At 72.3% G+C, this 22,258-nt stretch carries 17 protein-coding genes and 1 pseudogene; 12 read left to right on the top strand and 6 right to left on the bottom strand.

Annotated elements, in window-relative coordinates; translation table 11 throughout:
• Positions 1 to 74: 74 nt before the first annotated feature.
• Positions 75 to 989, bottom strand: a complete 915-nt coding sequence (locus IE274_RS29315; RefSeq protein ID WP_190119120.1) for a 5'-3' exonuclease — start codon at positions 987 to 989, stop codon at positions 75 to 77.
• A gap of 248 nt (positions 990 to 1,237) precedes the next feature.
• Between IE274_RS29315 and IE274_RS29310 the strand changes: the two genes are divergently transcribed.
• The 4 genes from IE274_RS29310 to IE274_RS29295 all read left to right on the top strand — a co-directional run bounded on the left by IE274_RS29310 (position 1,238) and on the right by IE274_RS29295 (position 6,774).
• Positions 1,238 to 2,434: a quaternary amine ABC transporter ATP-binding protein gene (locus tag IE274_RS29310; RefSeq protein ID WP_190118942.1), complete on the top strand. Its 1,197-nt coding sequence runs from the start codon at positions 1,238 to 1,240 to the stop codon at positions 2,432 to 2,434.
• A complete protein-coding gene (locus IE274_RS29305; protein WP_190118941.1) occupies positions 2,427 to 5,042 on the top strand; it encodes an ABC transporter permease/substrate binding protein in 2,616 nt (871 codons plus the stop codon). Before IE274_RS29310 ends, IE274_RS29305 begins: the two co-directional genes overlap by 8 nt.
• A gap of 406 nt (positions 5,043 to 5,448) precedes the next feature.
• Entirely contained in the window at positions 5,449 to 6,024 is a 576-nt protein-coding gene (locus IE274_RS29300) for a helix-turn-helix domain-containing protein (protein WP_190118940.1), read from the top strand.
• A gap of 3 nt (positions 6,025 to 6,027) precedes the next feature.
• On the top strand, positions 6,028 to 6,774 hold the full coding sequence (locus IE274_RS29295) for a helical backbone metal receptor (protein ID WP_190118939.1): 747 nt from the start codon (positions 6,028 to 6,030) through the stop codon (positions 6,772 to 6,774).
• Between the two features lie 52 nt (positions 6,775 to 6,826).
• Here IE274_RS29295 and IE274_RS29290 read toward each other — a convergent pair whose 3' ends face one another.
• A complete protein-coding gene (locus tag IE274_RS29290) occupies positions 6,827 to 7,960 on the bottom strand; it encodes a TDT family transporter (protein ID WP_190118938.1) in 1,134 nt (377 codons plus the stop codon).
• A gap of 70 nt (positions 7,961 to 8,030) precedes the next feature.
• On the opposite strand from IE274_RS29290, the gene IE274_RS29285 reads away from it, so the two are divergent.
• The gene (locus IE274_RS29285) at positions 8,031 to 9,047 is read left to right on the top strand and encodes a LysR family transcriptional regulator (RefSeq protein WP_190118937.1); all 1,017 of its coding nucleotides are present in this window, start codon (positions 8,031 to 8,033) and stop codon (positions 9,045 to 9,047) included.
• A 25-nt stretch (positions 9,048 to 9,072) separates the two neighbouring features.
• On the opposite strand, the gene IE274_RS29280 is transcribed toward IE274_RS29285, so the two are convergent.
• The 3 genes from IE274_RS29280 to IE274_RS29270 form a co-directional block, all read right to left on the bottom strand.
• Positions 9,073 to 9,792 (bottom strand): gamma-glutamyl-gamma-aminobutyrate hydrolase family protein, encoded by a 720-nt coding sequence (locus tag IE274_RS29280; RefSeq protein ID WP_229909890.1) that lies wholly within the window; start codon positions 9,790 to 9,792, stop codon positions 9,073 to 9,075.
• 89 nt (positions 9,793 to 9,881) lie between these two features.
• Positions 9,882 to 11,336, bottom strand: coding sequence for an ethanolamine permease (gene eat / locus IE274_RS29275; RefSeq protein ID WP_190118936.1), 1,455 nt, complete (start codon positions 11,334 to 11,336; stop codon positions 9,882 to 9,884).
• 204 nt (positions 11,337 to 11,540) lie between these two features.
• A complete protein-coding gene (locus IE274_RS29270) occupies positions 11,541 to 12,287 on the bottom strand; it encodes a FadR/GntR family transcriptional regulator (protein WP_190118935.1) in 747 nt (248 codons plus the stop codon).
• A gap of 78 nt (positions 12,288 to 12,365) precedes the next feature.
• On the opposite strand from IE274_RS29270, the gene IE274_RS29265 reads away from it, so the two are divergent.
• From IE274_RS29265 to IE274_RS29240, 6 genes are all read left to right on the top strand, one after another.
• Positions 12,366 to 13,730 (top strand): glutamine synthetase family protein, encoded by a 1,365-nt coding sequence (locus IE274_RS29265; protein ID WP_190118934.1) that lies wholly within the window; start codon positions 12,366 to 12,368, stop codon positions 13,728 to 13,730.
• Positions 13,731 to 13,739: 9 nt separating this feature from the next.
• The gene (locus tag IE274_RS29260; protein ID WP_190118933.1) at positions 13,740 to 15,110 is read left to right on the top strand and encodes an aldehyde dehydrogenase family protein; all 1,371 of its coding nucleotides are present in this window, start codon (positions 13,740 to 13,742) and stop codon (positions 15,108 to 15,110) included.
• Complete coding sequence (locus IE274_RS29255) at positions 15,107 to 15,922, top strand: 3-oxoacyl-ACP reductase (RefSeq protein ID WP_190118932.1); 816 nt, start codon at positions 15,107 to 15,109, stop codon at positions 15,920 to 15,922. The genes IE274_RS29260 and IE274_RS29255 overlap by 4 nt, the downstream gene beginning before the upstream one ends.
• 77 nt (positions 15,923 to 15,999) lie before the next feature.
• Positions 16,000 to 17,292: an HAD family hydrolase gene (locus IE274_RS29250; protein WP_190119118.1), complete on the top strand. Its 1,293-nt coding sequence runs from the start codon at positions 16,000 to 16,002 to the stop codon at positions 17,290 to 17,292.
• 22 nt (positions 17,293 to 17,314) lie between these two features.
• Entirely contained in the window at positions 17,315 to 18,622 is a 1,308-nt protein-coding gene (locus IE274_RS29245) for an HAD family hydrolase (protein WP_190118931.1), read from the top strand.
• A 135-nt stretch (positions 18,623 to 18,757) separates the two neighbouring features.
• The gene (locus tag IE274_RS29240) at positions 18,758 to 19,726 is read left to right on the top strand and encodes a DUF2510 domain-containing protein (protein ID WP_190118930.1); all 969 of its coding nucleotides are present in this window, start codon (positions 18,758 to 18,760) and stop codon (positions 19,724 to 19,726) included.
• 45 nt (positions 19,727 to 19,771) lie between these two features.
• Here the strand turns inward: IE274_RS29240 and IE274_RS29235 are convergent, their stop codons facing one another.
• The gene (locus IE274_RS29235) at positions 19,772 to 20,974 is read right to left on the bottom strand and encodes an amino acid deaminase/aldolase (protein WP_190118929.1); all 1,203 of its coding nucleotides are present in this window, start codon (positions 20,972 to 20,974) and stop codon (positions 19,772 to 19,774) included.
• Between the two features lie 455 nt (positions 20,975 to 21,429).
• Here IE274_RS29235 and IE274_RS29230 point away from each other — a divergent pair.
• Positions 21,430 to 22,258: pseudogene (locus tag IE274_RS29230) on the top strand (hypothetical protein); the annotation flags it as partial.

Here is a 22,258-nt window from a genome sequence, read left to right as displayed (position 1 = left end):
CGGTCGGCCTTCCCCTGAAACGCTATTGGTTAGGTAAGCCTAACTTAGCATTCCGTCCGGGACACGGGAAAAGGTCACTGCGGCAGCACCGACAGGAGCCGGTGCACGGCCCCGCCGAGCCCCCAGCGGGCCGCCAGCTCCTCCAGGGCGGCCGGATCGCGCGGCTCGCGCGGCAGCGCGAGGTCGACGTCCGGCAGCGGCACGTCGCTCGCGACCCGGACCACCTTCGGGGCCACGGCCACATAGGCGCGGGACTCGTCCAGGCGCTTGCGCTGCGACGGCGTGAGCCTGGAGCGCGGATCGTCGACCGCCGCCATGATCCCGGCCAGATCGCCGAAGGCGTCGAGCAGCTTCGCCGCGGTCTTCTCGCCGATGCCGGGCACCCCGGGCAGCCCGTCGCTCGGGTCGCCGCGCAGCAGGGCGAGGTCGACATAGCCGGAGCCGTCCACGCCGTACTTCTCGCGCAGCCACGCCTCGTCGGTGACCTGAAGGGTGCCCACTCCCTTCAAGGGGTAGAGGACGCGGATGCCGCGGGCGTCGTCCACGAGCTGATAGAGGTCGCGGTCGCCCGTGATGATGTCGACCGGGCCCGTCGCCCGCGCCGCGTACGTGCCGATCACGTCGTCGGCCTCGTACGACGCCACGCCCACGCGCGCGATGCCGAGGGCGTCCAGGACGTCCTCGATGATCGGAACCTGGGGGGAGAGGGTGTCGGGGATCTCCTCGGCGTCCGGGTCGGGGGTCCCCGCGGGGGCCTCCTCGGCGACGCGATGCGCCTTGTACGAGGGGATGAGCTCCACGCGCCAGTGCGGGCGCCAGTCGGCGTCCATGCAGGCGACCAGGTCGTCGGGGTGGTGGTCCTGGACGAGGCGGGTGATGAAGTCGAGCAGGCCGCGCACCGCGTTCACCGGGGTGCCGTCCGGGGCCCGCACTGACTCGGGGACCCCGAAGTAGGCCCGGAAGTACAAGGACGCCGTGTCGAGCAGCATCAGCCGCCGCGTTGCTTGAGTCACGTGCGCATCATGCCGCACGGCACTGACAGGGGCAGTCGAAGAACAGTGGTGAATGTGACCTGGGGCACTCTTGGGTTTGGCTCCTGAAAGCGTGGGCAGGCGCGCACGCGGAGCGAACCCGGTCGAGTTTTCAACTTCTTGACGGGCAAGCGGGCAGACCCGCGTCGCTCCACGGCCCGCCGGCGGGGGAGGCGGGCCGTCTTGGTTCAACCCGAGAGGTGTATGTGTCCAGGCTGCAAGCCGAGCACCTGTACAAGGTGTTCGGCAGACGACCCACCGACGCGGTGGAGAAACTCCGCCACGGAGCCGACCGTGAGGAACTGCGCGCCGAAGGAACCACCGCCGCGGTGATCGACGCGTCCTTCACCGTCGAGCCGGGCCAGATCTTCGTCGTCATGGGTCTCTCCGGATCCGGCAAGTCCACGTTGCTGCGCATGCTCAACGGGCTTTCGGACCCGACGGCCGGGCAGGTGCTCTTCGACGGGCAGGACCTGACCAAGCTGAGCGCGCGCGAACTGCGCGAGGTGCGTTCCAAGAAGATCAGTATGGTCTTCCAGCACTTCGCCCTGTTCCCGCACCGCAGCGTCCTCGAGAACGCCGCGTACGGCCTCGAGGTGCAGGGGCTGCCGCGCGCCGAGCGCGAGAAGCGGGCCCTGGAGGCGCTGGAGCTGGCCGGGCTCAAGGGCTGGGAGAAGTCCTGGCCCGACGAGCTGTCCGGCGGCATGCAGCAGCGCGTGGGCCTGGCCCGCGCGCTCGCCACGGACGCCGACCTGCTGCTCATGGACGAGTCGTTCAGCGCGCTCGACCCGCTGATCCGCCGCGATATGCAGGACCAGCTCCTGGAGCTGCAGAAGCGGCTGAAGAAGACCATCGTCTTCATCACCCACGACCTGAACGAGGCCATGCGCCTGGGCGACCAGATCGCCGTCATGCGCGACGGCCGCATCGTCCAGATCGGCTCGGCCGAGGACATCCTGGTCACCCCGGCCAACGACTACGTCGCCGCGTTCACGCAGGACGTCGACCGCTCCCGGGTGCTGACCGCGGGCGCCATCATGGCCGACCCGGACACCGCCTACGGCACCAGGACGCCCGACGGCAAGGAGCTCAAGACGGCGAAGGACGTGCTGGCCGCGGCCCCCGCCACGGTCACCGAGTCCACGCCCATCATCGAGCTGTTCACGCCCTGCTCCACCAGCGGGGTGGCGGTCGCCGTCGTCGACGACGACGGCGAACTGATCGGCGTGGTGCCGCGGGCCAGGCTGCTCGCGGTGCTCGGCGAGCCGATGACGCCCGAGGACGCCCCCGCGGGCGCCGTCATCCCGGCGCAGGACATATCCAAGGACGCCGGTGTCGAGCAGGACGATGACGCCGAGGGCGACGGCGGCAAGAACGTGGGCAAGGTGAGCAGCGGTGCCTAGGATTCCCTTCGGCGACTGGGTCAATGACTCGGTCGAATGGCTCAGAACCCATATGGACTGGCTGTTCGACTTCATCAAGACCGTCTTCCAGAACATGTGGGACGGCTTCTACGACGTCCTCTCCGCGCCCGAGCCGCTGCTGATGGCGGGCATCTTCGCTGTCATCGCGTTCTGGCTGCGCGGCCTGCTCGGGGGCGTGCTCGCCTTCGCGGGCTTCGCGTTCATCGTGTCCCTCGAACTGTGGGACAACGCGATGATGACGCTGTCCCTGGTGCTCGTCTCCACCGTCGTGGCGCTGGTCATCGCCGTGCCCGTGGGCATCTGGGCGGCCCGCTCCAAGACGGTCAGCGGCATCGTCAGGCCGGTCCTCGACCTGATGCAGACGCTGCCCGCGATGATCTACCTCATCCCGGCGCTGCTGTTCTTCCGGATGGGCGCCCCCGCGGGCATCGTCGCCACCATCGTCTTCGCGCTCGCCCCCGGCGTGCGCATGACGGAGCTGGGCATCCGCCAGGTCGACAAGGAGCTGGTCGAGGCCGCCGACGCGTTCGGCACCACGCCCCGCAACACCCTCTTCCGGGTCCAGCTGCCGCTCGCGCTGCCGACGATCATGGCCGGTGTCAACCAGGTCATCATGCTCGGCCTCTCCATGGCCGCCCTGACCGGCATGGTCGGCACCCCGGGCCTCGGCGCCGACGTCAACGCGGCCATCGGCCAGCTCGACGTCGGCCTCGGCGCGGAGGCGGGCATCTCCATCGTGATCCTCGCCATCTACCTGGACCGCGTCACCAGCGGCCTGGGCGGCCAGGTCTCGCCGCTCGGCCGTCGCGCGCTCGCCAAGCTCCGGGCCGCGCAGGGCCTGAACGTCTGGAACTACCGCCCCCGGCCCGTCGTCGCGATGGCCGGTGTCGTCGCCCTCGCGCTGGTCGCGGGCGGCATGGGCATCTTCGGGGACGGCGACAGCGACTCCGAGTCGGTGGCCGACGCCAAGAACGTCGGCCAGGGCAAGGAAGTCAAGATCGGCTACATCCCCTGGGACGAGGGCGTCGCCTCCACCTTCCTCTGGAAGGAGGCCCTGGAGCAGCGCGGCTTCAAGGTGACCACCAGCCAGTTGGAGGCCGGACCGCTGTACACCTCCCTGGCGCAGGGCGACATCGACTTCCAGACCGACTCCTGGCTGCCGACGACGCACGCCTCGTACTGGAAGAAGTACGGCAAGGACCTGGAGGACCTGGGCTCCTGGTTCGGCCCGACGTCCCTTGAGCTGACGGTCCCCGCGTACATGAAGGACATCGACTCCCTCGAGGACCTCAAGGGCAAGGGCGGCACGTTCGACGGCAAGATCACCGGCATCGAGACGAGCGCCGGGATGATGGGTCTGCTCAAGGACAAGGTGCTCGACGCGTACGGCCTCAAGAAGGAGTACAAGGTCGTCGACGGCTCGACGCCCGCGATGCTCGCCGAGCTGAAGTCGGCGTACGCCAAGAAGGAGCCCATCGTCACCACGCTGTGGTCGCCGCACTGGGCGTACAGCGATTTCAAGCTGAAGAAGCTCAAGGACCCGAAGGGTGCCTGGGGCAAGGGCGACGGGGTGCACACGCTGGCGCGCAAGGGCTTCTCGAAGGAGAATCCGCAGGTCGGCAAGTGGCTGAAGAACTTCAAGATGAGCGAGAAGCAGCTCACCAGCCTTGAGGCCGAGATCAACAAGGCGGGCAAGGGCAAGCAGCAGGAAGCCGTGCGCACCTGGCTGAAGCAGAACCCGGGCGTGCTCGACAAGATGGCACCGCTGCCGAAGAACGCCGGTGGCGACGAGAACAAGCGCCCGCTGAAGGCCGCGTACTTCGCGTGGGACGAGAACATCGCCGTCACCAACCTGTGGAAGCGCGTCCTGGAGAAGCGCGGCTACAAGATGGAGCTGACCCCGGCCGACGTGGGCCCGGCCTACACCGGTCTCGCGCAGGGTGACCTCGACCTCAACCTGGACGCCTGGCTGCCCACCGCCCAGAAGTCGTACTGGGACAAGAACAAGGCCAACCTCAAGGACCTCGGCTCCTGGTACAGCCCGACGTCCCTTGAGGTCGCCGTCCCGTCCTACGTCAAGGGCGTGAAGTCGCTCGAGGACCTCAAGGGCAAGGGCGACAAGTTCAACGGCAAGATCATCGGCATCGAGCCGGGCACCGGCGTGATGCAGGCGCTCAAGGACAAGGTCCTGCCCGGGTACGGCCTGGAGGGCGAGTACGAGATCGCCGCGGGCTCGACCCCCGCGATGCTCTCCGAGCTGAAGACGGCGTACGCCAAGAAGGAGCCCATCGCGGTCCTGCTCTGGTCGCCGCACTGGGCATACAACGAGTACGACCTGACCAAGCTGAAGGACCCCAAGGGCGGCTTCGGCAAGGGCAACACGATCCGCACGCTCTCCAGCAAGGACTTCCCCCAGCAGTACCCGCAGCTCACGAAGTGGCTCAAGAACTTCAAGATGACCGAGCCGCAGCTGGCCAGCCTGGAGAACGAGATCAACAAGGCGGGCAAGAACAACGAGCCCAAGGCCGTCGACGCCTGGTTGAAGAAGAACCCGGGCTTCGAGGAGAAGATGACGGCCGTGCAGTAGGCCGCAGTCTGCACCGTCCTCCGAGGGGCGGGCCCCGCCGTCTGGCGCGGTCCGCCCCTCGCGGCGTTCCGGCGGGCCGCCCCGGCCCTCGACCTGTTTCCGCCGCCCCGGCCCCCGACCTGTTTCCGCGGCCCCGGTCCCCGACCCGTTCCCGGGGAATCCGGACAGATGATCTACTGGCGTGAGTTGTCACCGACCGCGCACGGTGCGTACGGGGCGCGCGGGGGCCCGCGGCGGCCATAACCGGCGCCCGAAGCGCCCAACTGGGTAAAACCGTTTGGCGAACATGCGTAGGGTGCAGAAAACCCATCAGGGTGACAGCGTCGACCCGCAAGGGTGACGACGAGGGCAGGACGGCCGGTGCGCGCGGCAGCGGGGCCGGGAGCGGAGGAAGGGAGCCGGGGCCATGGACGAGCACAAGGAGACCCTCCGGGTGGGCGCGGCCGTGCGGCGTCGCCGCCGCCGTCTTGAGCTCACCCTTGCCGTCGTCGCCGCGCGCAGCGGCCTGTCGGTGCCCTTCCTCAGCCAGGTCGAGAACGAGCGGGCCCGGCCCAGCATGCGTTCCCTGGAGCGGGTGGCCGACGCCCTCGGCACGACCGCCGTCGAGCTGCTCGCCGCCGCCGACCCGGCCTGCACCGTCGACGTGGTGCGCGCCGCCGACGAGGTGAGCCTCGCGGGCGGCACCCCGGAGACCCATGTGCGCGACCTGGTGCGCGGCCACCATCAGCTGCACGCCTTCGAGTACGTCGGCGACCACGACGAGGGCCGCGAGTTCCAGCACCGCAACGACGAGCTGATGTACGTCATCGGCGGCGCCGTCGAGGTCGAGGCCGAGGGGCGTGCCTACCGGCTCGGGCCCGGCGACAGCCTGTATCTGACCGGCGGGGTGCGGCACCGCTGGCGCGCCACGGCCGCCGACGCCCGCGTCCTCGTCGTCGCGGTCGGCGACCACATCGAGGCCGTGGACGGCGGACGGCGCTGAGCGATGCCCTCCGTGCGGGTGGTGTCCCTGGTGCCGTCGCTGACCGAGGCGGTCGCCGTCAGCGCGCCCGGCGCCCTGGTCGGCGCGACCGACTGGTGCACGCACCCGGCGGACCTCGACGTCGCCCGGATCGGCGGCACCAAGAACCCCGACGTCCCCGCGATCGTGGCGCTCGCCCCCGACCTCGTGATCGCCAACGAGGAGGAGAACCGGGCGCCGGACATCGCGGCGCTGCGGGCGGCGGGCGTGGCGGTGCTCGTCACCGAGGTGCGGGAGCTAGAACGAGCGTTCTATGAGTTGGAGCGGGTACTTGCCGCGTGTGGGGGTGAGCGGCGGCCGGGGTGGCTGGTGGACGCGGAGGCCGCGTGGCGGGACGTGGAGCCGCTGGCCGGGGTGACCCGGGAGAGCGGGCGGCCGCGGGCCGTGGTGCCGATCTGGCGCAGGCCCTGGATGGTCCTCGGCCGGGACACCTTCGCCGGGGACCTGCTGGCCCGCCTCGGCGTGGACAACGCGTACGCGCACCACGCCGAGCGCTATCCGCGGGTCTCCCTCGACGAACTGCGGGCCGCGGAGCTGGACTTGGTGGTCCTGCCGGACGAGCCGTACCGGTTCACGCCGGACGACGGGCCCGAGGCGTTCCCGCGGACGCCCGCCGCGCTGGTCGGCGGGCGCCATCTCACCTGGTACGGGCCGTCGCTCGCCGAAGCCCCGGCCGTGCTCGGGGAGGCGCTGCGGGCCGCCCGCCGCTGACGTACCCGTAGCCGGGGCCCGGGCCGGTGCGGGCGCGACCCCCGCCCGGAGCTCAGCGCGGCGCCGCCAGCAGCTTGCCGCTGGCCACACCCCGCAGGGTCTGCACCAGTGCCACCAGCCACGCCGACACGAGCACCACGAACAGCGCCACGGCCAGCCAGTCGTACGCCGCGAGGCCGGTGTGCTTGCCCAGGCCCTCGGCGCCCGTCACGCACGTACCGACCGGGAAGGTGAAGGCCCACCAGGTCATCGCGAAGCCCATGCCGCGCCGCCGGGCCCGCAGCACCAGCGCCGTCGCGAGCGCGAGCCACATCAGCGCGAAGCCCATCACGGGCACCCCGAACAGCACGGCGAAGACGGCGAAACCCTGGTCGTAGGGGGCGGGAAGGACGCCGCGGGCGACGTCGGCGAACTTGTTGGCGGCCGTCGTCGACTGGCCGAGGGGGCCGAGGACCAGGAAGAGGGTGGGGGTGAGCGCCAGGGGCAGCGGGCCGCCGTTCACCAGGCGGGCGAAGATCAGCGGCAGCATCACCAGGGTGGCGAGCAGGCTCAGGCCGAACATCGCGAAACAGCCGTACAGCAGGGTCTGCTGGGCCTGCCCGGCGGGCAGATGCGGGACGAGCAGGGGGCCGACGGCCGCGGACACCATCGGCGCCACGACGGGCAGCAGCCACACGGGCGAGGCGCTGCCGGGCTGCACGCGGTGGCGGACCACCATCAGGTACGGGATGGTGACGGCCGCGGCGAGGCCGATGGCCGTACCGGCGGTGAACAGGACCGTGTCCAGGGCGATCGCCGCCGTGGTGCCTATCCAGTCGGAGCCGACGAGCACCGCGCCCGCGCCCACGGCGAGCAGCGCCATGGCCAGGCAGCCGTAGAACGGGGCCATGGCCGGGTCGGCGAGGTGGGCGCGGGCCTGGTCGCGGTGGTGCACGAGGTGGGCGGCGCGCGCGGCGAGCAGGACCGCCAGCATCACCAGCGAGAGGGCCCACACGGCGGTCACGGCCGAGCGCAGGCCCGGGACGTCCACCGGCAGGGCGGCGCCCGCGTTGGCGATGATGGCGGTGCCCATCACGGAGGCGTACCAGTTCGGTCCGAGGTGGCGGACGGTGCCCGTACGGGGCCCGGTGGCCGGGTGGGCCGACGCGGGAGATGCCGATGCGGGAGTGGGGGCGACTGTGACCATGACTCCACCGTGCGCCTGTCCGGCCGGGCCCACCAGGGATCTCCTGGCTATGAGGGCATAACCTGGACTTATGAGTGGATCGGGTGGTGCGGGGGCAGCGGGTGCCGGTTCCGGCGGTGCGGCGGGTGGCTCCGGCGCGCCCTCGGGTGCCGCTGGTGCGTCGGGCAGTGCCTTTGGTACGACGACGGGGGCGCCGCTCGCGCACCGAGTGCCCGACCTCGCCGGCCTCGAACTCCTCCTGGCGGTGGCGCGCCTCGGCAGTCTCGGCCGCGCCGCGCGGGAACTCGGCATCACCCAGCCCGCGGCCAGCGGGCGGATCCGGTCCATGGAGCGGCTGCTCGGCGTGGCCCTCGTGGACCGCTCGCCGCGCGGCTCGCGGCTCACCGAGGCGGGCGCGCTCGTCACCGACTGGGCGCGGCGGATCGTCGAGGCGGCCGAGGCCTTCGACGCGGGGGCGCAGGCGCTGCGGGACCGGCGGGACTCGCGGCTGCGCGTCGCCGCCAGCATGACCATCGCCGAGTATCTGCTGCCCGGCTGGCTCATCGCGCTGCGCGCGCGGCTGCCGGACACGGCGGTGTCGCTGCTCGCCGGGAACTCGGCGGTGGTCGCCGGGCGGCTGCTCGCCGGGGAGGCCGACGTCGGGTTCGTCGAGGGGATCGGGGTGCCCGCCGGGCTCGACGGGGCCGTCGTCGCGCAGGACCGGCTCGTCGTGGTCGTCGCGCCGGGGCACGCGTGGGCGCGGCGGCGGGTGCCGCTGGGGGCGGCGGAGCTCGCGGCATCGCCGTTGATCCTGCGGGAGGAGGGGTCCGGTACGCGGGCCGTCCTTGAGGCCGCGCTCGGTGGGCTCGCGCGGCCCCTCCTCGAACTGTCCTCGACCACCGCCGTGAAGTCCGCCGCGGTCAGCGGCGCCGGGCCCGCGGTGCTCAGCGAGCTGGCCGTGGGGGAGGAACTGGCTGCCCGGCGGCTGGTGCGGGTGCCCGTGGACGGGGTGCGGTTGCGGCGAGAGCTTCGGGCCGTGTGGCCGGTGGGACACGTCCCGGCGGGGCCGGTGCGGGAGCTCCTGAGCCTGACGCGCGGGGTGCGCTAGTCCTCAGCGGTCCTGCGGGCGTGGGTCAGGTGGTGGGCGCGGACGCCAGGACCAGCGAGCGCATCACCCGGGAATCCACCCCCGCCTCCGGATGCCACTGCACCCCCAACACCCACCCCGGAGGGGCCAGTTCGATGGCCTCGATGGTGCCGTCGTCCGCGTGGGCGGAGGCGATGAGGCCGGTGCCGAGGCGGTCGACGGCCTGGTGGTGGTAGGTGGGGACGTCGGTCGCGGCGTCGGGGACGATCTCGGCGTACCGGGTGCCGGGGACGTGCTTCACGGTGTGGGTGCTGAAGACGCCGGGTGCCGCCACGTGGCCGTCCAGGTGCTGGACGAGGGTGCCGCCGAGGGCGACGTTGAGGAGCTGCATGCCCCGGCAGATGCCGAGCAGCGGGGTGCCGGAGTCCAGGGCCGCCCGGATCAGGGCGAGTTCCCAGGCGTCCCGCTCCCGCGCGGGCGGACCGGTGCGGTCCTCGCGGCGCGCGCCGTAGTGGGACGGGTCCACGTCGGGGCCGCCCGCGATGACGACGCCGTCGAGGCGGGCGACGACGTCGGCGGCGTACCGCGGGTCGTCGGGCGGCACCATCGACGCGAGACCGCCCGCCGCCTGGACCAGGCGCGGGTATCCGGCGGGGAGGAGCGCGGCCGGGAGCTCCCACACGCCCCAGCTCGCCTTCGCCTCCAGGTAGGTGCTGATGCCGATCAGCGGCCGGTTCGCCGCATCCTCGCTGTTCAACGCGCTCAAGTTGCTCTCCGTAGTGCCGTAGTGCCGTATTGCTGTGGTGCTGGGTGCCGTCGTACCGATTCGTGCCGTCGTCCTGGAAACGGTCGACGCTACGTCCGTTCCAGCTCCGCCTCCGCCTCGGCCAGCGCCGCGAACTCCTCCTCCGGGGCCCGTGCCACCAGATGCTTGCGGCTGTAGAGGCCGAAGTAGGCGATCGCCACGACGTACACGCCGAGGGCGATGAAGGCCGCCGTGACGTCGACGAGGAACGTGGCGACGAGGGCCGCGCAGGCGAGGGCAAGGGCGATGGAGGAGGTGAGGATGCCGCCGGGGGTGCGGTAGGGGCGGGGGAGATTCGGCTCGCGGCGGCGCAGGACGATGTGGGAGAGGGACATCAGGGCGTACGAGATGGTGGCGCCGAACACCGCCACGTTCAGCATGCGGGCGCCGTCGCCGGTGGCCGCGGCGAGGCTGAAGCCGATCGCGCCGGGCACGATGAGGCCCAGGTAGGGGGCCTTGCGGCTGCTGGTCAGGGACAGGAAGCGGGGCAGGTAGCCCGCGCGGGACAGAGCGAACAGCTGGCGCGAGCCCGCGTAGATCAGGGAGAAGAACGACGCGACCAGGCCCGCGAGGCCGGCGTAGTTGATGACCCGGCTGAGGGCCGTCGCCTCGCCGCCGGGCTGGAGCGCGTCCACGAGCGGGTTGCCGGTGTCCTGGATGGCGGCCGAGCCGCGGGCCCCGGCGGAGGCGAAGAAGGTGAGCAGGGCCAGGGCGACGAGGATGCACAGGGACCAGCGGATGGCGCGCGGCAGGGTGCGCGCGGGGTCCTTGGTCTCCTCGGCGGCCAGCGGCACGCCCTCCACGCCGAGGAAGAACCACATGCCGAACGGGAAGGCCGCCCAGATGCCGAGGAGCCCGAGCGGCAGCCAGGAGTTGGAGCCGAACGCGTCGTGGTCGACGGCGATGTCGTTGAGGTGGGAGGAGTCGAAGTCCATGAAGGCGCCGACCGCGAAGACCAGGAGCGCGGCCACGGCGATGCCGGTGACGACGAAGCTGAAGCGCAGCGCCTCGCCCACGCCCCACAGGTGGATGCCGATGAAGATGACGAAGCAGGCCAGGTAGACGGGCCAGCCGGACTCCAGGCCGAAGAGGTTCAGCGACTCGACGTAGTCGCCGATGAAGATGGCGATGGCGGCGGGCGCGAGGATGTACTCGATGAGGATCGCCGTGCCGGTGAGGAAGCCGCCCCAGGGGCCGAGCGCCCGGCGGGCGAAGCCGTAGCCGCCGCCCGCGGTCGGCAGCACGGACGACAGCTCGGCGAGCGAGAAGACCATGCACGCGTACATGACGCCCATGAGCGCCATCGCGATGCCGAGGCCGCCGAAGCCGCCCTCCTTGAGGCCGGAGTTCCAGCCGGAGAAGTCGCCGGAGACGACGTAGGCGACGCCGAGGCCGGTGAGCAGGACCCAGCCCGCGTTGCCGCGGCGCAGGGCGCGCCGTTCCAGATAGTCGTCCCCTTCCTCGGCGGTGCGGACCTTCGATGGCTCGGTGGACTCCAGGCTCATGGGCACGGCTCCCTGCGGCGGCATTCAACGGCACTCAATGGAATGGAGCCATACCTTTGCGGTGGTGGGGGTGAGAAAGCAAGACCCTTGCGTTACGCCGTGGTTAATCACGCGGGCGCCGGGGCGAGCCGGGGCGCCCGCACCCGCGCGCTCCGGCCCGGCTCCCGGGCGCCGCCGCGGCCCCGCCCGCCGTGTGCCCGCGCCTCAGGTCAGGAACCCGCGCAGCAGCGCCGCCGTCCCCCCGCAGTGCTCGCGCATCATCTCCCGCGCGCCGTCCGCGTCACCGTCGAGCACCGCCTCCACGAGAGCGGTGTGCTGGCGCTGGGAGTGCTCCAGGTTCCGTACCAAAAGGGGGATGCAGTCCAGGAGCTCGTTGACCGTGGCGCGGACCGCGGCGTACTGGGCGGTGAGCGAGGGGGAGCCGGACAGCTCGGCGAGGGTGAGGTGCAGCAGGGTGTCCTGGCGGCGGTATGCGGCGAGCGGCGCGTCATGGGTGCGGGCGAGGGCGTCCCGCAGCCGCCCCGCCTGGCCGTCGTCGAGCCCGTGCGCGGCGCACAGGCCCGCCGCGCCCACCTCCAGGACCTCCCGGAAGCGCAGCGCGTCCTCCACGTCCACGTCCGCGATGCGCCGGCGCAGCTCGTCCTCGCCCGCCGCCTCCGGGCGCGGGCGCACGAACGTGCCGCCGTAGCGCCCCCGGCGCGACTCCACGAGCCCCTGGTCCTGGAGCACCTTCAGGACCTCGCGCAGCGTGACCCGGCTGATCCCCAGCCGGTCGGCCAGCTCCCGCTCGGCCGGCAGCCGTTCACCGCCCGGCACCAGGCCGAGGCGGACCACCTGGAGGATCTGCTCCAGGGCCTCCTCGAAGCCGTTGCCCGCCCGGACCGGACGCAGGACCTGCGTCAGCCGCTCGTCACCCGCCAGGTGCGAGTCGTCCGTCTCCGCGTGCGACATCTGCCCGTACCCCCTTCCCAAGCAATGGTTCTCGGCAATACCTTATGGCCACTCGGCTGACCCAAGGAGGCTTTTCCCGTGGCAGACCGCACACCCCCGCTCGGCATCGAGGAGCTGCGTGCTCTGGTGGCGAGCGGCGAGATCGACACTGTCGTCCTGGCCTTCCCCGATATGCAAGGGCGGCTCCAGGGCAAGCGGTTCGCCGCCCGGTTCTTCCTCGACGAAGTCCTGGAGCACGGCACGGAGGGCTGCAACTACCTTCTCGCCGTCGACACGGAGATGAACACGGTCGACGGATACGCGATGTCCTCCTGGGACCGCGGCTACGGCGACTTCGCCATGCACGCCGACGTCTCCACCCTGCGCCGCGTCCCCTGGAACGAGGGCACGGCCCTCCTCATGGCCGACCTCGCCTGGACCGACGGCGAGCCCGTCGTGGCCGCCCCGCGCCAGATACTGCGCCGCCAGCTCGACCGCCTCGCCGAGCTGGGCTACAGCGCCCACGTCGGCACGGAGCTGGAGTTCATCGTCTTCAAGGACACCTACGAACAGGCCTGGGACGCGGGCTACCAGGGCCTCACCCCGGCCAATCAGTACAACATCGACTACTCGGTCCTCGGCACCGGACGCATCGAGCCGCTGCTTCGCCGCATCCGCAACGACATGGCCGCCGCGGGCCTGACCGTGGAGTCCGCCAAGGGCGAGTGCAACCCCGGCCAGCACGAGATCGTGTTCCGCTACGACGAGGCCCTCGTCACCTGCGACCAGCACGCCATCTACAAGACCGGAGCCAAGGAGATCGCCTCGCAGGAGGGCGTCTCGCTCACCTTCATGGCGAAGTACAACGAGCGCGAGGGCAACTCCTGTCACATCCACCTCTCGCTCCAGGACGCCGACGGCAACAACGCGATGGCGGGCGACGGGCCCGGCGGCATGTCCGACGTGATGCGGCACTTCCTCGCCGGACAGCTCCTCGCGCTGCGCGACTTCTCGCTCCTGTACGCGCCCAACATCAACTCCTTCAAGCGTTTCCAGCCCGGATCCTTCGCGCCGACGGCCGCCGCCTGGGGCCACGACAACCGCACCTGCGCGCTGCGCGTCGTCGGCCACGGCCGTTCGATGCGCTTCGAGAACCGGCTGCCCGGTGGCGACGTCAATCCGTACCTGGCCGTCGCGGGCCTGGTCGCCGCGGGCCTGTACGGCATCGAGCAGAAGCTCGAACTGCCCGAGGCCTGCACCGGCAACGCCTACACCGGCGACTACGAACACGTTCCGACGACACTGCGCGAGGCCGCCGAGCTGTGGGAGAACAGCCCCATCGCCAAGGCCGCCTTCGGTGACGAAGTCGTCGCGCACTACCGCAACATGGCGCGGGTCGAGCTGGACGCCTTCGACGCCGCGGTGACCGACTGGGAGCTCCGCCGCTCCTTCGAACGCATGTGAGGCACTTCCTTGCTTGAGTCCCTTCAGGTACTGAACCCGGCGACGGAGGACGTCGTCGCGACCGTCCCCGCCGCCACCGCGCAGGACGTCGACGCGGCCGTCGCGCGCGCCGCCGCGGCGCAGGCCAAGTGGGCCGCCGTGGCCCCCGCCGACCGGGCCCGGCTGCTGCGCCGCTTCGCCGCCGTCATCGACGAACACGTCGAGGAACTGGCCCGGTTGGAGGTGCGCGAGGCCGGTCACGTCATCGGCAACGCCCGCTGGGAGGCGGGCAACGCCCGTGATCTGTTCGACTACGCGGCCGGTGGCGCCGAGCGCCTCAACGGCCGCCAGATCCCGGTGTCCGGCGGCCTGAACGTCACGATCCTCGAACCGCTCGGCGTCGTCGGCGTCATCGCGCCCTGGAACTTCCCGATGCCCATCGCCGCCTGGGGCACCGCCCCGGCCCTCGCGGCCGGCAACGCGGTCGTCCTCAAGCCCGCCGAGACGACGCCCCTGACCGCCCTGCGCCTGGCCGAGCTCGCCCTGGCGGCGGGCCTGCCCGAGGGCCTGTTCCAGGTCCTGCCCGGCGAGGGCGCCGTCGCCGGGAACGCACTCGTCGAGCACCCGGGCGTCGCCAAGATCGTGTTCACCGGCTCCACCCGCGTCGGCAAGCAGATCATGGCCACGTGCGCGGACCGCGTGAAGCGCCTGACCCTCGAACTCGGCGGCAAGAGCCCCAACATCGTCTTCGCCGACGCCGACGTGGAGGCCGCCGCCCTCGCCACCCCCGGCTCCTTCCTCGACAACTCCGGCCAGGACTGCTGCGCCCGCACCCGCATCCTCGTGCAGCGCTCCGTCTACGACCGCTTCATCGAGGTCCTGACGCCCGCCGTCGAGTCGTACGTCGTCGGGGACCCGGCCGACGAGAAGACCCAGATGGGCCCGCTGATCTCCAGGGCCCAGCTGGAGCGGGTGCGGTCGTACGTGCCCGCCGGCGCCGGGATCCGCGGCAGCGCCCCCGAGGGCCCCGGCTTCTGGTTCCCGCCGACCGTCCTCACCGAGGCCGGGCCGACCTCGCCGGTCGCCGTCGAGGAGGTCTTCGGGCCCGTCGCCGTGGTCCTGCCCTTCGACGACGAGGCCGACGCGGTCCGCCTCGCCAACGCCACCGAGTACGGCCTGTCCGGCTCGATCTGGACGCGGGACGTGGGCCGTGCGCTGCGCGTCTCGCAGGCGGTGCGGGCCGGGAACCTGTCCGTCAACTCGCACTCCAGCGTGCGCTATTGGACCCCCTTCGGCGGCTACGGGCAGTCGGGCCTCGGGCGCGAGCTCGGCCCGGACGCGCTCGCCGCCTTCACCGAAACCAAGAACGTCTTCATCAGCACGGAAGGGCCCGCCCAGTGACCGAAGAGACTGTGACATCTTCTGAGGGTTCCCCCCAGACCCCCGCCTGCCGCCGCCTCGTCGGCCGTACCGCCGTCATCACCGGCGCCGGCAGCGGCATCGGCCTCGCCACCGCCCGCCGCCTCGCCGCCGAGGGCGCGCACGTGGTGTGCGGCGACATCGACGAGACCGCGGGCAAGAAGGCTGCCGAGGAGGTCGGCGGCACCTTCGTGAAGGTCGACGTGACCGACGCCGAGCAGGTCGAGGCGCTCTTCAAGACCGCGTACGACACCTACGGCTCCGTCGACGTCGCCTTCAACAACGCGGGCATCTCGCCGCCCGACGACGACTCCATCCTGGACACGGGCCTGGAGGCCTGGAAGCGCGTCCAGGAGGTCAACCTCACCTCCGTGTACCTGTGCTGCAAGGCCGCCATCCCCTACATGCGGCGCCAGGGCAAGGGTTCCATCATCAACACGGCCTCCTTCGTGGCCCGGATGGGCGCGGCGACCTCGCAGATCTCGTACACCGCGTCCAAGGGCGGCGTGCTCGCGATGTCCCGCGAGCTGGGCGTGCAGTTCGCCCGCGAGGGCATCCGGGTGAACGCGCTGTGCCCGGGCCCGGTGAACACCCCGCTCCTCCAGGAGCTGTTCGCCAAGGACCCCGAGCGCGCCGCCCGCCGCCTCGTGCACATCCCCGTCGGCCGCTTCGCCGAGGCCGAGGAGCTGGCCGCCGCGGTCGCGTTCCTCGCCAGCGACGACTCGTCGTTCGTGAACGCCACGGACTTCCTGGTCGACGGCGGCATCTCCGGCGCCTACGTCACGCCGCTGTAGTTCACCCAGCGGCCACCGACCCGTCAGCCGGGCGTCGTGAGGCGCCCGGCTGACCTGCGTAGACAGGCACCGTGTTCATGAAGATCAAGCGCCCCCTGGCCGCCGCGGCGGCCGCCCTCGCCGTTGCCGGAACCGGCCTCGCCACCACCGCCCAGGCCGCTCCGGCCCCCCACCGGACCGCCGCGAAGTGTCCCGCCCTCACCGTCTCCAAGGGCTGGTACGCGGACAACAAGAACCAGCTCCAGCGCCTCCTCGACACCTACGGCCGCTGCGGCGACGGCTACCGCAAGCACGACAAGCCCCTCGCCGTGTTCGACTGGGACAACACGGTGATCAGGAACGACGTGGGCGACGCCACCATGTTCTGGATGCTGCGCCACGGCAGGATACGCACGCCCGAGCACGGCGACTGGCGCACCACCAGCCGCTACCTCACCGCGCCCGCCGCCAAGGCCCTCGCGCGGGCCTGCCCGGCCACCGGCCGCACCCTGCCCACGCGCACCCACACGGCCTGCGCCGACGAGATCGCCGCCGTGTACGGCGAGGGCGCCACGACCACCGGCAAGCAGGCCTTCGCCGGGTTCGACCACCGCCGCATGGAGCCGCAGTACGCCTGGCTCGCGCAGCTCCTGCGCGGCTGGAGCCCCCACCGCGTCAAGGACTTCGCGGCCGCCGCCCGCGCCGAGAACCTCGCCGCGCCCATCGGTGCCGAGCAGCGCGTCGGCACCGGCGAGGTCACCGCCTGGGCCCGCTACTACGACCAGCAGCGCGATCTGATCCGCACCCTGAAGAAGGCCGGGTTCGACGTGTACGTCGTCTCCGCGTCGCCCGAGCCGGTCGCCGAGGTCTGGGCCAAGGGCGTGGGCCTCGACGCCCGGCACACCATCGGCATCCGCAACGTCACCCGCGACGGCCGCCTCACCGCCCGCCTCCAGGGCTGCGGCTCCGTCAAGGACGGCACCGACTCGATGATCACGTACATCGACGGCAAGCGCTGCGCCATCAACGAGCGGATTCTCGGGGTGCGCGGCAAGGCGGCCGAGAAGATCCAGCCGGCCGCGAAGCGCCAGGTGTTCGCCGCGGGCGACTCCGACACCGACGTGTCCTTCCTGCGCGACGCCACCGGCCTCAGGCTCGTCCTGAACCGCAACAAGCCCGAGCTGATGTGCCGCGCCTACGACAACCGCGACCGGCGCTGGCTGGTCAACCCCATGTTCATCGAGCCCAAGGGCAGGCAGTCCGCGCCCTACCCGTGCGCCACCACCGGCTACACCGGACGGGACGGCACCAAGGCTCCGGTGCGCCGCACGGATGGATCGGTCATCAAGGACCAACAGGACACGGTGTACGGGGGTTCAACGGCCCGGTAGGACTGCTGTACCGTCCACGCACATGCGTAACAGAAACGTTCTGGCGTTGACGCTGGCCTCGGCCGCCGCCCTGGTGGCCGGGCCCGTCACGCTTCCCGCTGCCGCCGCCACGGCCGCGCCCGCGTCGCACCCCGGCGCCCACTGCCCCCAGCTGTCGAAGAAGCTCTCCTGGTACGGCGACAACCGCGCCCGTCTCCAGCAGGTCATCGACGAGCGGGGCACGTGCTCCAACCCGCACCTCGGTCACGGCACCAAGCGCCCGGTCGCCGCCTTCGACTGGGACAACACCATCACCAAGAACGACGTCACCGACGCCACCATCAGCTGGGCGCTGCGCCACGACAAGATCCTGCGCCCCAAGAGCTGGAAGTCCTCCAGCAAGTGGATGACGGCCGCGGGCCACCGCGCCCTCACCCGGGCCTGCGGCACCAAGGTGCCCGTCGGGAAGCCGCTGCCCACGTCCACCAACGGCGCCTGCGCCGACGAGATCCTGCAGATCCGCGAGGACGGCACCACGATGAGCGGCGCCGCCGCCTTCGCGGGCACCTGGAACCACCGCCGCACCGTCCCGCAGTACGCCTGGGTGCCCCAGCTCTTCGCCGGACACACCGTCAAGGAGGTGGAGTCGTACGCGAAGAAGGCCCGCACGGAGGCCCTCGCCGCGCCGATCGGCACCACCCGCACCATCGGCAGCCACACCGTGCCGGGGTACGTGCGCTACTACGACCAGCAGCGCGACCTGATCCGCACCCTGAAGAAGGCCGGATTCGACGTCTACATCGTCTCCGCGGGCTCCGAGCCCGTCGCCGAGGTGTGGGCGGGCGGCAAGGGCGGCGTCGGCATCGACCGCAAGCACACCGTCGCCATCCGCTCCGTCCTTGACGGCAAGGGCCGCATCACCACCTGGAACCAGGGCTGCGGCGGCGTCGGGGTCAACAAGGGCGAGGTCATCCCCTACATCGACGGCAAGCGCTGCTTCGTCAACCAGGAGATCTACAAGATCAAGGGCGGGAAGGCCTGGGACAAGCAGCGCTGGAGCAAGCGCATCGCGATCGGGGGCGGCGACGCCGACACCGACGTGACGTTCGTGGGCGACGCCACCGGCGCGCACCTCGTGCTCAACCGCAACAAGGGCGAGTTCATGTGCCGGGCGTACGACAACGCCGACGGGCGCTGGGTCGTGAACCCGATGTTCATCGAGCCGCTGCCGCAGAAGAGCGGCACCTACCCGTGCTCCACGTCCGCCTACAACGCGCCGGACGGCGGCAAGACGCCCGTGCTGCGCGGGGACGGCTCCGTGGTGCCCGACCAGATCGACTCGGTGTACTGAGGTCCGGTGAACTGAGGCTCCGTGTGCAGAGGCCCCGTGTACCGGGGCTGAACTCCTGATGTCGGGCCGGGCTCCGTGCGGAGCCCGGCCCGAGCGGGTTGGGCGTGGCTCGTGGCCACGTCCTAGAGTGCCGGGATGAGCATGTCGCCTCCTCCCGGCTGGTACCCGGACCCGTCGACGCCCGGCACCGAGCGCTGGTGGGACGGATCCGCCTGGACCGAGCACCGGCGTACGCCCGCCGCTCCCGCGGCGCCCGCCGGGTACCAACCGCCGCAGCCGCAGCCGGGGTTCGCCACCACCGTGATCCAGCAGCCCGTGCCCGCGGGCGGCGGGAGCGGCGGCGGCCGGGCCAGGACCGTCGCCATCTGCGCCGCCGGGGCCGTCCTGATCGCCTCTATCGTCACGGGCTTCGTGGTCCTCCAGGACGACGACGGCGACCCGCAGGGCAGCACCGCGCCCACCACCTCGACGGTGGACACGCCGAGCCCGACGCAGTCCACCTCCGCGCCCGCGACCTCCGCGCCCGCCGAGGACCCCGACACGCTCGTCGACCAGCTCAACGGCATCACGCTGCCGGTACCGACCGGCTGGGAGAAGGCCGAGAACACCGTCGGCGACGAACTCACCCTGCAGACCCCGGACACCTACGACTGCCCCGGCGACCCCGGCCTCTGCCGCCAGGGCAAGATCACGTCCAGCACGGCCACGGGCACCGACGAACGCTCGCCGGAGAAGCTCGCCAAGAAGGACATCAAGGACGCCGTCGACGCCGCGTACGACGAGGACTCCATCGGCCGCGAGCCGTTCGGCGGCATGACCCGGCACGAGCAGGTCAAGGCGGGCACCGTCGCCGTCGGCGGCCGCAGCGGCTACTTCGTCCGCTGGCGCGTCCACACCGAGAAGGGCTCCGGCGGGTACGTCCAGTCCCTCGCCTTCCCGTCGAGCACCGGCTCCGAGGCGATGGTCATCGTCCGCTTCACCATCGACGCGGCGAAGGGCGCACCGCCGCTGTCCGACATCGACAAGGTCATCGAGGGGATCAGGCCGGTGGGGGACAGCGAGACGGGCGGGGGAGTGGGCAACAGCGTGGAGCCGTCGCCGTGACGAGGCGCTGACCGCGCGGTGCCGTGCGGCTGGCGGAACCTGCGCCTAGAGGAACGTGTGGCCTTCGCCGCGGTACGTCGGAACGGTCGCCGTCACCCGGTCGCCCTCGACCAGATGCAGCCGCTCGAACCGCTCGCACAGCTCACCGGCCTTGGCGTGCCGGAACCACACCTTGTCGCCGATGCGCAGGTCGTCCGCGGGCGGCCCGAGCAGCGGGGTCTGCACCTCGCCCGCGCCCTCCTGCGGGTCGTACCGCAGCCCGTCCGGCAGATACGGCACCGGGGAGCGGTCGGCCCCCGCGACGCCCGACGCCGGATAGCCGCCGCCGAGCACCGTGACCACGCCGGGCCCCGGCCTGCGCACGACCGGCTGGGCGAACAGGGCGGCCGGACGTCCGCTGAACGACGTGTAGTTGTCGAAGAGCCGCGGCACGTACAGCCCCGAACCGGCGGCGATCTCGGTCACCGCGGCCTCGGCGGCGGTGTGCTGGACGCTGCCCGTGCCACCGCCGTTCACGAACTCCAGGCCGGGCGCGGCGGCACGCACCGCGCGGATCGTCGCGGCACGGCGGTCGGCCAGTTCCTTGCGGGCGGTGGCCTGCATCATCCGCACCGCCCGGGACTTGGCCGGATGCCCCTCGACGGCGTCCCCGACCCCGGCGACATGACCCTCGTACGCCATCACGCCCACGAGCCGGAACCCCGGCTTCCGGCCGATCGCCCGGGCCAGGGCGGCCACCTGCGCGGGCTCGTGCAGCGGCGAGCGCCGCGCGCCGATCCGCACCCGCCCGCCGAGCAGCTTGAGCGAGGTGTCCAGCTCCAGGCAGACCCGGACCTCTTCGCGGCCGCCGTCACGGGCGTCGTCGATGAGGCGGAGCTGCGCCGGGTCGTCGACCATGACGGTGACGGCGGCGGCGAGCTTGGGGTCGGCGGCCAGCTCCGCGAAGGCGGCGCGGTCGGCCGAGGGGTAGGCGAGCAGGACGTCGCCGAAGCCGGAACGGGCGAGCCACAGGGACTCCGCCAAGGTGTACGACATGATGCCCGCGAACCCGTCCCGGGCGAGCACCCGCTCCAGGAGCGCCCGGCAGCGCACGGACTTGCTCGCCACCCGGATCGGCTTCCCGCCGGCCCGCCGCACCAGGTCGTCGGCGTTGGCGTCGAACGCCTCCAGGTCGACGACGGCGAGCGGCGCGTCGAGGTGCGCGGTGGCCCGGTCGTAGCGGGCCCGGTCTGCGGCTCGGCCTCTCATGAACGCAGCCTGCCAGACGTGGCTACCGCAGGGTAGGGGATGATCCGGGCAGATCACCCGGGCCTGCGGACTGGTGCCCGTCGGCGTCGGGTCAGCCCGTAGAGTGACGCGCACGCAGGGAGCGCGCGACGCGACGGAACGGGGGGTGCATGAGCACGGAGGCGCGACGGCCCCCCGTCCCCCCACGTCCCGGCACACCCCCTCAGGTGCCGCGACCCGCACGCGCCGCGACGCCCCCCCCACCTCGCCCCACCACGGACCCCCCGCGCCCCGCCCCGCAGACTCCGCCATCCGGCCCACCTCCACAGGCCTCCGGCGCGCCCATGTCCGCCGCCGCCCCGGGCACATCAGCCGCCGCCCCGGTCACGTCCGCCCCCACCCCGGCCGTTCCGCCGGTCCCGACGGATCCGCCGCCTCCGCCCGCCACCGCGCGCTTTCCCGATGTCCGTCCGCCGATGGCGCGCGGTGACCTGGGGCGCGGTTCGGGCGAGGGCCCGTCCGGTGACTCGTCCCGTGGCGATACGTCTCGGCGGGCCACGAGGGACGGTGCGGGCACGACGGGCGCCGCGGGCACGACCGGTGCGGCTGGTGCGGCCGAGGCGGTCGACAGGGCCGAACCTGCCGAGGAGCCGTCGGCGGACGACCAGGAGTCGCTGGTCGCCGACTTGTTGGCGCCGTTCGACCGGGTGCGGCCGCCGAAGCCCGCGCGCGAGGACGTCGCCACCGACCGGGTGCCGAACGCGCCGCCGCCCCCGCCCGCTTCGGCGCGACTGCCGGACGCGCCGCCGTCGGTGCCGCCGCCCGCCGCGGGCCCGCCTGCCGCAAACACACGCAGTACCGCGCCGGTACCTCCGCCGTCGAGCGTCCCCGACCCGCTGCCCGCCGTACCGACCGCACGCACCCCGGCAGCGGAAGCCCGGGCCGCCGCCGTCCCCGCCATGCCGACCACGGCGCCGGGGATGCCCGCACGCCCGGCGAGCGCTCCCCTCTCCGTGCCGGACGCCCGCGACCTGCGTGCCGCCCCGCTGCCGGCCGAGCGAGACCGGCGTACCGCCGCCACCTCGGCCCCGGACCCGGGGGAGCCGCGCGATGCCGCCGACCCGCGCATAGGCGCGAGCGGCCCGCGTACCGCCACCACCCCGTCCCCGGGCGCAGGGGAGCCGCGTACGGCCGCCGCCCCGGCCGTGGACGCGAGCGACCGGCGTACCGCCGCCACCTCGGCCCTGGATGCGGGGGGCCTGCGAATCACCACCCCGGCCTCGGACTCGGGGGAGTCGGGCACGG

The sequence above is a fragment of the Streptomyces flavofungini genome, assembly GCF_014650815.1.
Lineage (GTDB): Bacteria > Actinomycetota > Actinomycetes > Streptomycetales > Streptomycetaceae > Streptomyces > Streptomyces flavofungini.
Note: the sequence above shows the minus strand (reverse complement) of the source record. Positions and strands in the feature narration are given on the sequence as shown.

What these genes read in the sequence shown, in the direction of transcription:
- IE274_RS29245 (WP_190118931.1), top strand. Translation starts at nt 17,315, where the DNA reads ATGCGTAACAGAAACGTTCTGGCGTTGACGCTGGCCTCGGCCGCCGCC.
- IE274_RS29295 (WP_190118939.1), top strand. Translation starts at nt 6,028, where the DNA reads ATGCCCTCCGTGCGGGTGGTGTCCCTGGTGCCGTCGCTGACCGAGGCG.
- IE274_RS29285 (WP_190118937.1), top strand. Translation starts at nt 8,031, where the DNA reads ATGAGTGGATCGGGTGGTGCGGGGGCAGCGGGTGCCGGTTCCGGCGGT.
- IE274_RS29315 (WP_190119120.1), bottom strand. Translation starts at nt 989, where the DNA reads ATGCTGCTCGACACGGCGTCCTTGTACTTCCGGGCCTACTTCGGGGTC.
- eat (WP_190118936.1), bottom strand. Translation starts at nt 11,336, where the DNA reads ATGAGCCTGGAGTCCACCGAGCCATCGAAGGTCCGCACCGCCGAGGAA.
- IE274_RS29250 (WP_190119118.1), top strand. Translation starts at nt 16,000, where the DNA reads ATGAAGATCAAGCGCCCCCTGGCCGCCGCGGCGGCCGCCCTCGCCGTT.
- IE274_RS29270 (WP_190118935.1), bottom strand. Translation starts at nt 12,287, where the DNA reads ATGTCGCACGCGGAGACGGACGACTCGCACCTGGCGGGTGACGAGCGG.
- IE274_RS29300 (WP_190118940.1), top strand. Translation starts at nt 5,449, where the DNA reads ATGGACGAGCACAAGGAGACCCTCCGGGTGGGCGCGGCCGTGCGGCGT.
- IE274_RS29290 (WP_190118938.1), bottom strand. Translation starts at nt 7,960, where the DNA reads ATGGTCACAGTCGCCCCCACTCCCGCATCGGCATCTCCCGCGTCGGCC.
- IE274_RS29235 (WP_190118929.1), bottom strand. Translation starts at nt 20,974, where the DNA reads ATGAGAGGCCGAGCCGCAGACCGGGCCCGCTACGACCGGGCCACCGCG.
- IE274_RS29240 (WP_190118930.1), top strand. Translation starts at nt 18,758, where the DNA reads ATGAGCATGTCGCCTCCTCCCGGCTGGTACCCGGACCCGTCGACGCCC.